13 protein-coding genes are annotated in these 16128 nt (G+C 62.0%); 11 read left to right on the plus strand and 2 right to left on the minus strand.

Annotated elements, in window-relative coordinates:
- Positions 1 to 359 precede the first annotated feature (359 nt).
- Positions 360 to 1553, minus strand: a complete 1194-nt coding sequence (locus tag SB822_RS35375; protein WP_007747035.1) for a M20 aminoacylase family protein — start codon at positions 1551 to 1553, stop codon at positions 360 to 362.
- Positions 1554 to 1719: 166 nt separating this feature from the next.
- Here SB822_RS35375 and SB822_RS35380 point away from each other — a divergent pair, with 166 nt between their 5' ends.
- Both SB822_RS35380 and SB822_RS35385 read left to right on the plus strand, forming a co-directional pair.
- Positions 1720 to 3798: a molybdopterin-dependent oxidoreductase gene (locus tag SB822_RS35380; protein ID WP_007747037.1), complete on the plus strand. Its 2079-nt coding sequence runs from the start codon at positions 1720 to 1722 to the stop codon at positions 3796 to 3798.
- Between the two features lie 167 nt (positions 3799 to 3965).
- Positions 3966 to 5639 (plus strand): long-chain fatty acid--CoA ligase, encoded by a 1674-nt coding sequence (locus tag SB822_RS35385; protein ID WP_410856731.1) that lies wholly within the window; start codon positions 3966 to 3968, stop codon positions 5637 to 5639.
- A 194-nt stretch (positions 5640 to 5833) separates the two neighbouring features.
- On the opposite strand, the gene SB822_RS35390 is transcribed toward SB822_RS35385, so the two are convergent.
- A complete protein-coding gene (locus tag SB822_RS35390) occupies positions 5834 to 7042 on the minus strand; it encodes a porin (protein WP_114221373.1) in 1209 nt (402 codons plus the stop codon).
- Between SB822_RS35390 and SB822_RS35395 the strand changes: the two genes are divergently transcribed.
- The 9 genes from SB822_RS35395 (at position 7012) to mraY (ending at position 16118) form a co-directional block, all read left to right on the plus strand.
- The gene (locus tag SB822_RS35395) at positions 7012 to 7344 is read left to right on the plus strand and encodes a hypothetical protein (protein WP_133061222.1); all 333 of its coding nucleotides are present in this window, start codon (positions 7012 to 7014) and stop codon (positions 7342 to 7344) included. The two genes, SB822_RS35390 and SB822_RS35395, sit on opposite strands and share 31 nt — an antisense overlap.
- Complete coding sequence (gene coq7 / locus SB822_RS35400; protein ID WP_007747047.1) at positions 7334 to 7963, plus strand: 2-polyprenyl-3-methyl-6-methoxy-1,4-benzoquinone monooxygenase; 630 nt, start codon at positions 7334 to 7336, stop codon at positions 7961 to 7963. Before SB822_RS35395 ends, coq7 begins: the two co-directional genes overlap by 11 nt.
- A 405-nt stretch (positions 7964 to 8368) precedes the next feature.
- A complete protein-coding gene (mraZ, locus tag SB822_RS35405) occupies positions 8369 to 8797 on the plus strand; it encodes a division/cell wall cluster transcriptional repressor MraZ (RefSeq protein WP_009771045.1) in 429 nt (142 codons plus the stop codon).
- Between the two features lie 15 nt (positions 8798 to 8812).
- Complete coding sequence (gene rsmH, locus SB822_RS35410) at positions 8813 to 9766, plus strand: 16S rRNA (cytosine(1402)-N(4))-methyltransferase RsmH (protein WP_079486976.1); 954 nt, start codon at positions 8813 to 8815, stop codon at positions 9764 to 9766.
- Positions 9763 to 10113, plus strand: a complete 351-nt coding sequence (gene ftsL / locus SB822_RS35415; RefSeq protein ID WP_410856732.1) for a cell division protein FtsL — start codon at positions 9763 to 9765, stop codon at positions 10111 to 10113. The genes rsmH and ftsL overlap by 4 nt, the downstream gene beginning before the upstream one ends.
- Positions 10110 to 11996 carry a peptidoglycan D,D-transpeptidase FtsI family protein gene (locus SB822_RS35420; protein ID WP_007747055.1) on the plus strand — a complete coding sequence of 629 codons (1887 nt, stop codon included), beginning with the start codon at positions 10110 to 10112 and terminating at the stop codon, positions 11994 to 11996. The genes ftsL and SB822_RS35420 overlap by 4 nt, the downstream gene beginning before the upstream one ends.
- Complete coding sequence (locus SB822_RS35425) at positions 11993 to 13519, plus strand: UDP-N-acetylmuramoyl-L-alanyl-D-glutamate--2,6-diaminopimelate ligase (RefSeq protein WP_410856733.1); 1527 nt, start codon at positions 11993 to 11995, stop codon at positions 13517 to 13519. Before SB822_RS35420 ends, SB822_RS35425 begins: the two co-directional genes overlap by 4 nt.
- Positions 13516 to 14931, plus strand: coding sequence for a UDP-N-acetylmuramoyl-tripeptide--D-alanyl-D-alanine ligase (locus tag SB822_RS35430; RefSeq protein ID WP_410856734.1), 1416 nt, complete (start codon positions 13516 to 13518; stop codon positions 14929 to 14931). Before SB822_RS35425 ends, SB822_RS35430 begins: the two co-directional genes overlap by 4 nt.
- 17 nt (positions 14932 to 14948) lie before the next feature.
- On the plus strand, positions 14949 to 16118 hold the full coding sequence (mraY, locus tag SB822_RS35435; RefSeq protein WP_007747064.1) for a phospho-N-acetylmuramoyl-pentapeptide-transferase: 1170 nt from the start codon (positions 14949 to 14951) through the stop codon (positions 16116 to 16118).
- Positions 16119 to 16128: the final 10 nt, after the last annotated feature.

A 16128-nucleotide genomic window follows, 5' to 3' on the forward strand; every position in this document is an offset into this window, starting at 1 on the left:
CCCGAACAGGACCGTGAAACGACTCCACGCCGATGATAGTGCGGATTGCCCGTGTGAAAGTAGGTAATCGTCAGGCTTCTTATGCAAACCAAGACCCCGCCCTCAAAAGCGGGGTCTTGGCGTTTGTAGAGCACGTTTTGAGGTCGCGCCAGCGGCCGTGCCAAGCCGCAACGGCCTAAGCAAGTCTATCCCCACCATTCCCAGCGGCCGTCGGCCGCCCAACCGTCACTCGGCTGGACGGCGTCAGCTTCGCCAACTCGTGGCCTCTTAACCGTTCACGTACCGGCGACCCTCAGCGAAACAGCAAATGCGCCCGCTTGCATATCCTGCGTTCTGAACTCTCGGGTCCTAAGCTCTGTTCACGCCTCCGCCAGAAACCGCTGCGCCAACCGCACCCAGTACGTGGCACCAACCGGCAGCAGCTCATCGTTGAAATCGTAGCTCGCGTTGTGCAGCATGCAGGGACCGGCGCCATGTCCGGCCTCGCGATGCCCACCGTTGCCGTTTCCAAGAAACGCATAACACCCAGGTTTCGCCAGCAGCATGAACGAAAAGTCTTCTGCGCCCATCGTTGGTTCGACGGTATCGTCAACCTTCTCCTCACCGACGACTTCCTTCATCACCGCCGCCGCGAACCGTGCTTCCTTCCCACTATTGATCGTTGGCGGATAGTTGCGATGGAAGGTCATCTCGACCGAACACTCGTAGGCTTCAGCCGTGCTCTGCACGATCTTCCGCATCCGCGATTCGATCAGGTCAAGCGTCTCCGTCGTAAAAGTCCGAACGGTCCCCGCAAGCCACGCGGAGTCCGGCACGACGTTGACGGCATCGCCGGCATGAATCTGGGTGATCGACAGAACGGCGGTATCGAGCGGTTTCTTGTTGCGCGTGATCACGCTTTGCAGGCCATTCGCGATTTGCACGGCCGTGAACACGGGATCACGGCCGTTATGCGGCAAAGCCGCATGAGATCCCACGCCTGTGATTTCAATGCGGAATTCGTTACTCGATGCCATGATCGGACCTTCGGTGACGCCGAAATGTCCCGCCGGCATGCCCGGCCAGTTATGGATGCCGAATACGGCATCGACTGGGAACCGCGTGAATAGCCCGTCATCGATCATCGCCTGCGCGCCGGCGCCGCCTTCCTCCGCCGGTTGAAAGATGAAGACAATCGTGCCGTCGAAATCACCGTGCCTGGCGAGATGGCGCGCCGCGCCAAGCAGCATTGCGGTATGTCCATCGTGACCGCACGCGTGCATCTTCCCTTCGTTTTTCGAGCGGTGATCGAAGGTATTCAGTTCCTGGATCGGCAGCGCGTCCATATCAGCGCGCAAGCCGATCGACTTCGTCCCCGTCCCGCGCTTGAGCACGCCAACCACGCCGGTTTTTCCGATGCCTTCATGCACCTCGATACCCCATCCAGCCAATGTCTTGGCGACGAGTGACGCTGTCTGCGTCTCTTCATATCGCAATTCCGGATTGGCGTGGATTGTTCGTCGGAGAGTCTGAATTTCGCCGCGAGCGGCTTGGATTTCAGGAAGCAGTTTCATGATGGATTGAGTGTCTGGCTGTATGCAGTTTGATCCGGACAGTCGATTCCGGAGCAGATCAAAATCGATTCTACGCCCATCCCTATTTTTGACGACCATGTGTCAGATGCGGACGCTGGAACGTAATAAAATCAACACCTTCATCCGCGCAGTCCCTCGATACAACATGAACGCTCCCGCTGAATTCGCCCGCGCCGTCTGTCCGCACGATTGCCCCGATACCTGCGCGATGCGCGTGACCGTCGACAACGGCCGCGCGATCAAGGTTGTCGGCGAACCAGATCACCCGCCGACGCAAGGCGTTCTGTGCACGAAGGTCAGCCGTTATGCGGATCGTGTGCATCATCCCCGCCGGCTGACGACGCCGATGCGGCGGATCGGTCGAAAAGGCGAAGGGCGCTTCGAGCCAATCAGTTGGGACGAAGCGCTGCGCCTCGCGGGCGAGCGTCTGTTGGAAATCGCGGGCCGCGCGCCGGAAGCGATCGTGCCGTACAGCTACGCCGGCACGATGGGTTTCGTGCAGGGCGACAGCATCGCGCAGCGGTTTTTCCATAAGCTCGGCGCATCGCAACTGGACCGAACCATTTGCGCAGCGGCTGGCGCGGCGGGCCTCAAATACACATACGGCGCAAGCCTCGGGATGCTCACGGAGTTTTTCTCCGAGAGCGAGGTGATTCTGATCTGGGGAGCAAACCCGATCGCGTCGAATCTGCACTTCTGGACGCGTGCGCAGGAGGCGAAGCGCAACGGCGCGCGCCTGATCGCAATCGATCCGTACCGCTCGCTCACTGCTGAAAAATGCCATCAACACATCGCACTGAAGCCGGGCACCGACGGCGCGCTCGCGCTCGGCATGATGCATGTGCTGATCGCGGAAGACATGCTCGATCACGCTTACATTGCCGATCACACGCTTGGTTTCGATCAACTGAAAGCACGCGCGCTCGACTATCCGCCTGCGCGCGTCGCTGAAATCTGTGGAATCGACGAGCAGGTGGTCGTGGATCTCGCGCGTCTCTATGGCGGCACGAAAAAGTCGGCGATTCGCCTGAACTACGGCATGCAGCGCGTACGCGGCGGTGGCAACGCCGTTCGTGCGATCGCCTGCCTGCCGTCGCTGACGGGCGCCTGGCGCGAGCGCGCGGGAGGTGCGCTACTGTCGTCGTCGGGCTGGGCACCTGTCGATTCGCATGCGTTGTCGCGGCCCGACCTGATGCCGGGCTGGCCTTCGAAACAGCCGCGCGTCGTGAATATGAACGCGATCGGCGACGCGCTGTGCCATCCGGGTGACGCCGCATTCGGGCCGAAGGTCGAAGCGATCGTCGTGTACAACTCGAACCCCGTCGCGGTGGCGCCGGACTCTGAGCGTGTCGCCTCCGGCTTTGCGCGCGAAGATCTGTTCACGATTGTGCTCGAGCACTTCCAGACCGACACGGCCGACTACGCCGATCTGCTGCTGCCCGCTACGACGCAGCTCGAGCATCTCGATGTCCACAAGTCGTACGGCCACACGCACGTGATGGTCAACTTGCCTGCGATCGCGCCTGTCGGTGACGCGCGTCCGAACACGGAAATCTTCCGCGGCATCGCGCGCGCGATGGGCCTTGACGAGCCGGCGCTGTATGAAGGCGATGAGTCGGTAGCGTCGTCGGCGTTTCGTTGGGATGATCCGCTGCTGGAAGGCTGCAGTTGGGAGACGCTCAAGCGCGATGGCTGGGCAAAGCTGAATGTCCCCGATGCGCCGTTCGCGAACGGGGGCTTTCGCACGCCATCGGGCAAATGCGAGTTCTATAGCGAGCGTCTCACACAAGCGGGCCTCGAACCGGTGCCGGATTATCTGCCGCCTTATGAGTCGGCCGACGGTTCGCCTGAGCTCGCGGCCCGTTATCCGCTCGCGATGATCTCTCCGCCCGCGCGCAATTTCCTCAACAGCACGTTCGTGAACGTCGAAAGCCTGCGTGCGACGGAAGGCGAGCCGCACCTCGATATCCATCCCGACGACGCAAGCGAACGCGGCATCAACGACGGCGATCAGGTCCGCATCTTCAACGATCGCGGCTCGATGCAGGCGCGCGCCCGCGTGACCGACAGGGCACGCGCCGGGCTCGTCGTCGGCTTGTCGATCTGGTGGAAAAAGCTCGCGCCGGACGGCCGCAACGCCAACCAGGTCACGAGCCAGGCGCTGACCGACCTCGGCGGCTCCGCCACTTTCTACGACTGTCTCGTCGAGGTCGAACGAGCCTGAGTCGCTTTTCGCACGCGCAGTGGACGCAACCGCTGCGCCTTCGCGCCCCGGTTCGCGCTTTCGAGTGCGGCGTCTAACTGGGGGCTTATCCCGAATATCGACGCGTGTACGCATGCTACGATGCGGGTTTTAGCACGACCATTCGAAAATCACGGAGGAGACGCCGTATGGAAAAAGTCTGGCTGAAGTCGTATCCGCCCGGCGTGCCAAAAGAGATCGATCCGACGCAATACGAGTCGATCACTGCGATGCTGGAGGAGAGCTTCCGCGAATATCGCGCAAAGCCGGCATTCGCCTGCATGGGCAAGCAGATCACGTACGGCGAACTCGACAGCCTGTCGACGCGGCTTGCCGGTTGGCTCCAGTCGAAGGGCATTGCGCGCGGCGCGCGTATCGCCATCATGATGCCCAACGTCCTGCAGTACCCCGTCGCGCTCGCGGCGATTCTGCGCGCGGGTTACGTCGTCGTGAACGTGAACCCGCTGTACACGCCGCGCGAGCTTGAGCATCAGCTGAAAGACAGCGGCGCGGAAGCGATCATCCTCCTCGAGAATTTCGCGGAGACGTTGCAGGCGATCGTACGCAATACGTCGATCAAACATATCGTCGTCGCGTCGATGGGCGATCTGATGGGTGCGAAGGGATTGATCGTCAATTTCGTCGTGCGTCGCGTGAAGAAGATGGTGCCCGCGTGGAGTCTGCCGGGCCACGTCAGCTTCAACGATGCCATTTCAGCGGGCGCGCGCAGCAAGTTCACGCCCGTGAAGCAGAGTCCCGACGACGTCGCGTTTCTTCAGTACACAGGCGGCACGACGGGCGTAGCGAAGGGCGCAACGCTCCTGCACCGCAATCTGATCGCGAACGTGCTGCAGTCGCATGTGTGGGTCGAGCCGGCGCGCAAGAAGCGCGGCGACATCGACCAGTTCGTGACCGTTGTCGCGTTGCCGCTGTACCACGTGTTCGCGCTGACAGTTTGCGGTCTGCTGACGATCCGCACGGGCGGCCTCGGCGTGCTGATTCCGAATCCGCGCGATATCGCCGGCATGATCAAGTCGCTGCACGGCTACAGGATCACCACGTTCCCCGCCGTAAATACGCTGTACAACGCGATGCTCAATCATCCTGATTTCGCAAAGCTCGATTTCTCGAATCTGCTGGTCGCCAACGCCGGTGGGATGGCCGTGCAGGAAGCCGTCGCGAACCGCTGGTACGAGCGCACGCACGCGCCGATCGTCGAAGGCTACGGCTTGTCGGAGACGTCGCCGTGCGTCACCTGCAATCCGACCACGGTCACTGAATACAGCGGTACGATCGGTCTGCCGCTGCCATCGACGGAAGTATCGATTCGCGACGACGACGGCAACGAACTGCCGCCCGGCCAGGCGGGCGAGTTATGTATTCGAGGTCCGCAGGTGATGGCGGGCTACTGGAACCGGCCGGACGAAACGGCGAAGGTGATGACGTCCGACGGCTTCTTCCGTTCAGGCGACATCGCGACCGTCAACGACGACGGCTTCGTGAAGATCGTCGATCGGAAGAAGGACATGATTCTGGTGTCGGGCTTCAACGTCTATCCGAACGAGATCGAGGACGTGGTTGCCAAGCACCCCGGCGTGTTCGAAGTGGCGGCCGTGGGCGTGCCCGACGAGCATTCGGGCGAAGCGGTGAAGCTTTACATCGTGAAGAAGGACGACGCGATCACGGACGCAGACATTTTTGCGTACTGCAAGACTCAACTGACGGGCTACAAGCGGCCGCGGATCGTCGAGTTTCGCAAGGAACTACCGAAGAGCAATGTTGGCAAGATCTTGCGTCGCGAATTGCGCGATGGCCGGGCGTGAAAATCGCACTCAGGTAAGAGCACAGGCGAGAGAGACCACTAGCGGATAGATCGACGTGACAGTCGGCAAACGAGACCCGAAAAGGCCTGACGGTTCATCCCGTTGGGCCTTTTCTATTTGACAGGCTGACGGGCACACCAATAAAAAAGGGCGCCCTAAGGCGCCCTCGAGGGTAACTACGCTTTCACAACTTATTAGAACTTGTGACGGATACCGACGCGAGCCGTGAACTGGTTGTTCGAGTTCGACGGCGTCAAACCGTTGATCGAAGCAACTGCTTGCTGGCCCGTCGAGTCCGTACCCGCAGCGCGTTGGTACACGCCGATCAGGTAGACGTCCGTGCGCTTCGACAGGAAGTAGTCTGCGCCGAGTGCACCCTGGTTGTAGTGCGCGCCGCCATGACCGTTGAACGAAGCGAGGCGCGTGTAATCATATGCTGCGCCCAGAACGAGAGCCGGCGTCAACTGATACTTGAAGTTGATTTCGCCGTTGTTGAACGTTGCCGAGCCGCGGTAAGCCGGAGCCGTGACGTTCTCGGTCCCCAGGTTGCCGAACTGGATGAACGAATACGTCACGCCGACCGTTGCCGCGCCGAACGTATATGCGCCGCCCGCGCCACCGACCTGATACGAGCTTGCCGAAGCAAAGCCGGAGATGACCGGGTTGCCCTGGACGCCCGTCAGCGTCGTCTTGCCGATGTTGTTGTTCGGGTTAGCCACGCCGCTCGGCGTATTGCCCCAGAACGATTGGTTCGGATCGCGAACGTTCAAATAGCCTGCGCCCAACACGAGCGGGCCGTTGTTATAGCCAGCGCCCAACGACCAGATCTGGTTGCGGCCCGTCGCGCCTGCAACACCGCCGAGGCTATACATGCCGCCGAACGTCAGGCCGGCGTAGTTCGCGCTCGTGAACTTGATCGCGTTGTTGGTACGGTTCGCATTGTTGAAGTTGTCCAGATCGTCCGGGTGAGCCGCGATGTAGCCGCCCCACTGGTCGCCGGCTTCCAGCGGACCGACGTAGTCGACCACGGAGTCGTACTGGCGACCCAGCGTAACCGTACCGAACTGGCTCGACAGACCGACATAAGCCTGACGGCCGAACAGCGCGCCGCCCTGACCAGACTTGCCGGTGTTCACGTCGAAGCCGCTTTCCAGCACGAAGACCGCTTTCAGGCCACCGCCCAGATCCTCGGTACCGCGCAGGCCCCAACGGCTGCCTTGCAGAACGCCGCTCGACAGGTTGTACAGGCTCTGGTTCGTGCGGCCAGCGCCAGATGCCGTCTGCACGTGGTTCGTGTAGTTAAAACCTTCGTCAATAATGCCGTACAACGTCACGCTGCTCTGAGCATGAGCGACGCCAGCAAACGCGCCCAATGCTGCCAGAGCGAGAAGCGACTTTTTCATCGAAAGATCTCCAAGGAATTGCAAATTATTTTGAAGCAAGGCAAGTATTTATCTGTGTTGCGACCTTGCGTAACTTCTTCGAGAAGTTGCCACGTAATGTAGCAAAGACACCAAAACGCACAAAGAAAAAGCGGGGCGGCAGCCAGGCTGCTGTTTCGTTTACGCAACATGATCTAAAATCCAGAATCGGCTGTCGGAAACGCTTCGGAATTTTTCTTGCCATCGGCCGCAAAACCTTGGTGGACAAGGGTTTGCGCGAAGCGATCCGGACGCCGCGTCGTGGAGGCCAGAATGCTGCTTGATGAATTGATTAATGAGTTCGATCGGGGTTTACGCTCAATGACCGGGGTGTCGCGCATGTCGCGTCCGCTACCCGTTCCGCCCGCGTCGACGGAGCCAGTCGAACTGACTGATGAGGAGCGCGCGCACGCAGCGGGGTTGATGCGCGTGAATCACGTCGGCGAGGTATGCGCGCAGGCGCTTTACCAGGCGCAAAAACTGGCGACGCGCTCGCCGGCGCTCAAGCAGGCCTTCGAGCATGCCGCGCGCGAAGAGGAAGATCACCTCGCGTGGACGTATAAGCGCCTCGAGGCGCTCAATTCGCGTCCAAGCCTGCTCAATCCGCTCTGGTATGCTGGCGCCCTCGCGATCGGTCTCGCAGCCGGCCGTCTTGGCGATCGCGTGAGCCTCGGCTTCATGGCGGAAACGGAGCGGCAGGTGGAACTGCATCTGGACGGCCATCTGACCACGCTTCCAGAAGGCGATCATGAGTCGCGTGCGATCGTCGAACAGATGCGTATCGATGAAGCCGCGCACGGCAAGGCCGCAACGGATGCGGGCGGCGTCGAGTTGCCGTTCCCGGCGCGCGCGCTGATGCGGGCCGCGTCGAAGATCATGACCCGCACGGCGTATCACGTGTAATCTGGTTTAAAGCAAATCTGTTCGAAGTGGGCGGCACACCCCGCGTCGCCCCTGGAAATTCGCTCCAAATCTTCCGTCTTCCCGCGCTTTTCATCCGCCAGGAACGCTTTTATTCCACGCTCTTCCCTCGCACATTTCACGTATCACCTTCACAAGTTTCGTTAGTTCATTCATTTATAACGATTTTCCATTTTTAGGCGTCACCTGAACAGGCGTCGCTAAGTCCTTGTTCTAGCAAACAAAATTCGTCAAAAAACCGCGAGTCTCCCTTGACCCGTGTTGGGGGTTACTCTAAAGTGGGAGACAGTGTGAGAAAGTGTATTTTTGTGTGATCCAACGCGCTTTCTTCGGTAAATTTCCAGAATTGGGCGAAATCTTTCAGCGCCCTGAAAAAAGGGGAGTGAAGTGTTCCAAGGGGCGTCAGCGCTGACACTCGATGCGAAGGGGCGGATGTCCGTCCCGTCTCGCTATCGTGATGCGCTGCAAGGACAGGCAGAAGGCCGAGTGACCATTACGCGTCACCCGGACGGCTGCCTGTTGCTGTTTCCGCGCCCTGAGTGGGAAGTCTTCCGCGCCAAGATCGTCGCACTGCCGATGGAAGCCAAATGGTTTCAGCGGATTTTTCTCGGCAGTGCTGCAGATGTCGATCTGGATACGGCTGGCCGCGTGCTGATCGCGCCCGAGTTGCGCCAGGCGGCGAAGCTGGAAAAAGAAGTGATGTTGCTGGGAATGGGAAGCCGGTTCGAGATCTGGGACAAGGAAACCTACGACGCGCAGGAACAGGCGGCGATGTCGCAGGGCATGCCCGAGTCTCTGAAGAACTTCACATTCTGACCGCAGGTAATACATATGGCGCCTGCGATGAGTAACGAATTGCAGCATCGCACGGTGCTGCTCGAAGAAGCGGTGAATGCGCTCGTCACGCGCGCGGACGGTATCTATATAGATGGCACGTTCGGGCGCGGCGGCCATAGCCGCGCGGTGCTGGCAAAGCTGGGCGAATCGGGGCGTCTGATCGGCTTCGACAAGGACCCGCTCGCCATTGCCACCGCGCAGCAGATCGCCGATCCGCGCTTCGAGATCGTGCATGAAAGTTTCGCATCACTGCGCGACGCGATGAGCGAGCGCGGGGTAGGGCGTGTGTCGGGAGTGTTGCTGGATCTGGGCGTGTCGTCGCCGCAGTTCGACGACCCGGAGCGGGGTTTCAGTTTCCGCGCCGACGGCCCGCTCGACATGCGGATGGACCCGACGCGCGGCGAGTCCGCCGCGGATTGGCTGGCGCGGGCCACGGTGCAGGAAATGACGGAGGTAATACGGGATTATGGGGAAGAACGGTTTGCTTTTCAGATTGCAAAGGCGCTTGCTGCTCGCCGGGCAGAGTCCGACCGTCTTGGGCCTCTCGTCAGCACGGGCGAGCTTGCCCAAATCGTGGCTAACGTCGTCAAAACCCGTGAGAAGGGTAAGGACCCGGCAACCCGCACCTTTCAAGCTATACGGATTCACATCAATCAAGAGCTTGCGGAGCTGCAAGTCGTACTAGAAGCAGCATTGTCGTTGCTGGAGCAAGGGGGGCGGCTGGTCGTGATCAGCTTTCATTCGCTCGAAGACCGGATCGTCAAGCGGTTCATGCAGGCGCACTCTAATGCGCCTGCTGTCGATCGCCGTCTGCCGATCCGCGCCGTCGACCTGCCGAGCCCGCCGCTCAAACTGATTGGCCGCATATTCGCGAGCGACGCCGAAGTCGCCGCGAACCCGCGCGCCCGTTCCGCCGTGATGCGCGTCGCGGAGCGGATCGCGCCATGAACCGCCTCAACATCTTCCTGCTGTTCGTCGTGATGGGTTGTGCGCTTTCCGTCGTCAACGCGACCAATCAGCAGCGCCAGTTTTTTATCCAGTTGCAGCGCGCCCAATCGCAGGAGCGCCAGCTGCAGCAGGACTATTCGCAGCTTCAATATCAGCAGAGCGCGCTGTCGAAGACCTCGCGCATCGAGCAGATCGCAACTGATTCTCTAAAGATGCAGGGCGCGACCACGGGGCGCACGCAATATCTGACGCTCGACGCCGGTTCCGCCATGGCCGAAGACGCGCCGATCCCGGTCTCGGCGCCGACCCCGGCGTCGGTCGCGAAAGCTCGTGGAGCCACGCGATGAAGAAATCGTCGAACAAGAACAAGAGTGTCGCGTTCTCGGCGAATCCGATTCTTTCGGTGCGCCTGCCGATGTGGCGCTCGAAGCTCGTCGTGTTCCTGCTCTTCATGGCGTTCGTCGCGCTGGCGGCGCGTGCGTTCTGGATTCAGGTCCCTGGCAACGGCTTCTATCAGAAGCAGGGCGAAAGCCGCTATCAGCGCCGGCTGGAGTTGCCGGCCACGCGCGGCAAGATTCTCGACCGTAACGGCCTCGTGCTCGCGACGAGCCTGCCCGTGCGCGCAATCTGGGCGATCCCCGAGTCGGTGCCCGACGACCTCGGCGCGGACAAGCTCGCCGATCTCGCCAAGCTGCTCGACATGACGCAGCCGGAACTGCGCAAGAAGCTGTCGGAAGACAAGACGTTCGTCTATGTGAAGCGCCAGGTGCCCGTCGAAGTGGCCGCGAAAGTGGAAGCGCTGGGCATCCCCGGCGTCTATCAGCGCAACGAGTACAAGCGCTTTTATCCGGAAGGCGAAATCACGGCTCACCTGATCGGCTTCACGAACGTCGAGGACGAAGGCCAGGAAGGCGTCGAACTCGGCGACCAGAAGCTGCTCGCGGGCATGGCGGGTAGCCGCCGTGTCATCAAGGACCGTCTTGGCCACATCGTCGAAGACGTGGACGAGCAGGTCGTGCCGCACAACGGTCAGGACGTCGATCTGTCGATCGACAGCAAGATCCAGTACATCGCGTACACGAACCTGAAAGCGGCCGTGCAGAAGTTCAAGGCCAAAGCGGGCGCCGCGATGGTGATCGACGTGCAAACGGGCGAAGTGCTCGCGCTCGTCAATTATCCGACCTATAACCCGAACGACCGCACGCATCTGACGGGCGAGCAGCTGCGCAACCGCATCCTGACCGACACGTTCGAGCCGGGCTCGATCATGAAGCCGTTCACGGTATCGCTCGCGCTCGATCTGCACCGCGTCACGCCGACTACACTGGTTGATACGGGTGGCGGCCGTTTCGTACTGGACGGCGCGCCCATCACCGACGACTCTGGCTTCGGCGTGCTGACGGTCGGCGGCGTGATCCAGAAGTCGAGCAACATCGGCGCGACCAAGATCGCGATGCAGCTCAGGCCCGAAGAGATGTGGAACATGTATACGGGCATTGGTCTCGGCCAGGCGCCGAAGGTCGGTTTCCCGGGCGCGGCGGCGGGCCGTCTGCGCCCCTGGAAGAGCTGGCGCCGTATCGAGCAGGCGACGATGTCGTACGGCTACGGTCTGTCCGTGTCGCTGTTTCAGTTGGGCCGCGCCTACACGGCCATCGCGAACGACGGCCGGATCCTGCCTGTGTCGATTTTCCGCACGTCAAATGATCAGCCGACGCCCGGCACGCAGGTGTTCGCGCCAACTACCGCGCGCGAAGTCCGCGCGATGCTCGAGACGGTCGTCTCGCCGGGTGGTACGTCGCCGGATGCAGCGGTGCCCGGCTATCGCGTCGGCGGCAAGTCGGGTACGGCGTACAAGCACGTCGGCCGTGGCTATGACCACAGCAAGTACCGCGCGTCGTTCGTTGGCATGGCGCCGATGCCGAATCCGCGCATCGTGGTGGCCGTGTCCGTCGACGAACCGACGGCAGGCAGCCACTTCGGCGGGCAGGTGTCGGGTCCGGTGTTCTCGTCGATCGTCGGCGACACGCTGCGCTCGCTGAACGTGCCGCCCGATCAGCCCGTCAAGCAGATGGTCGTGTCGGACGAAATGAATCCCGCGAAGCCCGCCGCCGCGTCGCAGCCAGCCGCGAACGGCGCAAACAACGGCGCAAAGAAACTTTCGACGCACGCCGCGCCGAAGAAGCTGCAGATTTCAGACAGTACGAAGAACCGCCCCGGAGTAGTTAGATGAGTGCGCTGCGTTCTTCTCATCCAGCGCAACAGCAGATTGCTGACGCGCTAACCTGGCTGCGCGCACGCGTGCAGCCAGGCGCACATTTGCACGCCGATACCCGCACGATCGCGGCAGGCGACGTGTTTCTCGCGTACGCCGTCGACGGCGCGGACAACCGCCCGTTCATCGCGAACGCTATCGAGCGCGGCGCGGCTGCCGTGCTCGTGCAGTCGGACGGTTTTACGGGCGATATCGATGCCGCGACGATGTTCTCCGTGCCGCGCCTGAACGAACTGGCGGGCACGATCGCGAGCGCGTGGTACGGCGATCCGAGCGACGCGATGCGCGTGATCGGCGTGACGGGCACGAACGGCAAGACGTCCTGCACGAACTGGATTTCGGCCGCGCTGACGGCGCTCGGCCAGTCGTGCGCGATCATCGGCACGCTCGGCAGCGGCATGCCGGGCCACCTCGTGTACACAGGCTTCACGACGCCCGATGCGCCGCAACTGCAACGCAACCTCGCGCAGTTGCGCGCTGCGGGTGCGAAAGCGGTCGCGATGGAAGTGTCGTCGCACGCGCTGCATCAGGGCCGCGTGAACGGCACGGCATTCAGCGTCGCCGTGTTCACGAATCTCACGCAGGATCATCTCGACTATCACGGCACGTTCGAAGCCTATGAAGCGGCGAAGGCGCGTCTGTTCGCGTGGCCGGAACTGAAGGCCGCCGTCATCAACGCCGATGATGAAGCCGGCCGCCGCCTGATCGCAAGCACGAAAGGCCACGCGAAGACCATCGCATACGCGCTTCAATCGCACGCCGACGTGCAGGCCGACGCGTCGAACGTGCGCGCGACGGCGACGGGCACGGCATTCCACATCGCGTCGGACTGGGGCAATACCGACATCGAGGTCCACACACTCGGCACGTTCAACGTGAGCAATCTGCTCGGCGTGCTCGGCGCACTGCTCGCATCCGACGTGCCGTTCGACGCCGCTGTCGCGCAACTCGCGAAGCTCGAATCGGTGAATGGCCGGATGGAGCGCCTCGGCGGCCGTTTGCAGAACGACGAGCCACTCGTCGTGATCGACTTTGCGCACACGCCGGATGCGCTCGAAAAGACACTGACAGCGTTGCGCCCGATCGCGGATGCGCGCGGCGGCAAGCTGATCTGCATGTTCGGCTGCGGCGGCGACCGCGACGCGACCAAGCGCCCGCTGATGGGTGAAATCGCGGAGCGCTGCGCCGACGGCGTCGTCGTGACGAGCGACAACCCACGCAGCGAAGATCCGCAAAAAATCATCGAACAGATCGCGGCCGGCATGAAGGACGCATCGAAGGCGCGCCGCATCGAAGACCGCGCGAGCGCGATCCTGCAAGCCGTGCGTTGCGCGGCGCGCGAGGACGTCATCGTGCTGGCGGGCAAGGGTCACGAATCGACGCAGGAAATCATGGGCAAGAAGCGCGCGTTCTCGGATCAGGATCACGCGCGGCTCGCGCTGGCTGCACGCGCCACGCACGCACGCGGAGGTGGCGAATGAAAATGTTTTCGCTACGTGAAGCCGCCGCGCTGATTCCTGGCGCAACCGCGACGGGCGACGAGTCGGTCGCATTCGAGCGTGTCTCGACGGACAGCCGTTCGTGCGGTCCCGGCGATCTGTTCGTCGCGTTGAAGGGCGACCATTTCGACGCACACGATTTTCTGGCCGACGTCGCCGCGCGCAATGTGAGCGCGGTGCTCGTCACCCGCATGCCGGAGAACTTCAACGTGCCCGCATTGCGCGTGACGGGCGACACGCGCACGGCGTTGGGCGCATTGGCCAACGGCTGGCGTCGCCGCTTTGCGATGCCGCTCGTCGCGGTAACGGGGAGCAACGGCAAGACGACGGTCAAGGAAATGATCTCGTCGATCTTCGCGGCGGCTGTCGGTGAGCAATCGCGTCTTGCGACGGCCGGCAATTTCAACAACGACGTCGGCTTGCCGCTGACGCTGTTCCGTCTGAACGAAACGCACCAGCTCGCCGTCGTTGAACTCGGCATGAACCACCCGGGCGAAACGGCGCTGCTCGGCACGATTGCCGCGCCGACCGTCGCGGTCGTCAACAACGCGCAGCGCGAGCATCAGGAATTTATGGCGACTGTCGAGGCCGTCGCACTCGAACACGCGAGCGTGATTCACGCGCTGAAGCCGGAAGGCGTCGCCGTGTTCCCGGCCAACGATGCTTACGCCAGTATCTGGCGCGTCGCGGCAACGGGAAACCGCATCATCGATTTCGCGCTGAATACGGCAGAACGCACGACGGCAGCCGCGGTCCAAGGCACGCTCGACGGCAATCAGTTGAGCATCGATACGCCCGAAGGCCACGTCGACGTCACGCTGCAAGTGCTCGGCGCGCACAACGCGCACAACGCTCTGGCAGCGACGGCGGCGGCGCTCGCCTCAGGTGTTTCGCACGATGCGATCAAGCGCGGTCTCGAAGCATTTGGCGCAGTGAAGGGCCGCTTGCAGGTGAAGCGCGCGGTGCTCGGCTCGATGGCGGGCGCGACCGTGATCGACGACACCTACAACGCGAATCCCGATTCGATGCTCGCCGCCATCGACGTGCTCGCTGAGCGTCCGTCGCCGCGCGTGCTGGTGATGGGCGACATGGGCGAAGTCGGCGACAACGGCCCTGAGTTTCATCGCGAAGTCGGCGCGTACGCGAAGGCGCGCGGTATCGACGCGCTGTATGCGCTCGGCGATGCATCGCGCGATGCCTGCGCCGCGTACGGCAGCGAAGCACACCATTGCGACGACGCGAACGCGCTCGTCGCGCAATTGCAGCAGGCCGGTTACGGCGCGGCTGCGACGTATCTCGTGAAAGGCTCGCGCTTCATGAAAATGGAGCGCGTGGTGGACGCCGTTACGAGTCCACAACCCGCTGCACCGGGCTCGACGCCCGGCGCACACTGAAAGAGAAGGACAGAAGTATGTTACTGGCGCTGGCGCAATGGCTGCAGAACGACGTAGGCTTTTTGCGCGTGTTCAGTTATCTGACGTTTCGTGCTGTCGCGGCGACGATCACCGCGCTGCTGATCGGGCTCGTCTGCGGCCCGTGGGTGATCCGCAAGCTCGCGCAGATGAAGGTCGGCCAGGCCGTGCGCAAGGACGGCCCGCAGACGCACCTCGTGAAATCGGGCACGCCGACGATGGGCGGCGTGCTGATTCTGATCGGCATCGCCGTGTCCACGCTGTTGTGGGCCGACCTGACCAATCGCTTTATCTGGATCGTGATGCTCGTCACATTCGGCTTCGGCGTGATCGGCTGGGTCGACGACTATCGCAAGGTCGTCTACAAGGATCCGCGCGGCATGTCGTCGCGCGAAAAGTATTTCTGGCAGTCGGTGATTGGTCTCTTCGCAGCCGTGTATCTCGCGTTCAGCGTGTCGGAAGCGAGCAACGTGCGCGTGTTCGACCTCTTTATGGCGTGGGTACGCAGCGGTCTGTCGATGGGCCTGCCCGCGCGCGCCGACCTGTTGCTGCCGTTCCTCAAGTCGATGACCTATCCGCTCGGCGTGTGGGGCTTCATCGCGCTGACGTATTTCGTGATCGTCGGTTCGAGCAACGCAGTGAATCTCACCGACGGTCTCGACGGCCTCGTCATCATGCCCGTCGTGCTGGTCGGCTCGTCGCTCGGCGTGTTCGCGTACGTGATGGGCAGCGCGGTCTATTCGAAATACCTGCTGTTCCCGCACATCGCGGGCGCAGGCGAAATGCTGATCTTCTGCTCGGCGATGGGCGGGGCAGGGCTCGCATTCCTCTGGTTCAACACGCATCCGGCGCAGGTGTTCATGGGCGACGTCGGCGCGCTCGCACTGGGCGGCGCGCTCGGCACGATCGCCGTGATCGTGCGTCAGGAAATCGTGCTGTTCATCATGGGCGGGATTTTCGTCGCCGAGACGGTATCGGTGATGTTGCAGGTCACGTGGTTCAAGTTCACGAAAGCACGGTTCGGTGAAGGCCGCCGCATCTTCAAGATGGCGCCGCTGCATCACCACTTCGAATTGTCGGGCTGGAAGGAAACGCAAGTGGTGGTGCGTTTCTGGATCATCACGCTGATGTTGTGCCTGTTCGGTTTGTCCACGCTCAAGTTGCGTTAAGCCGCATTCG

It is taken from the genome of Paraburkholderia sp. SIMBA_054, from assembly GCF_046534875.1.
Classification (GTDB): Bacteria; Pseudomonadota; Gammaproteobacteria; order Burkholderiales; family Burkholderiaceae; genus Paraburkholderia; species Paraburkholderia hospita.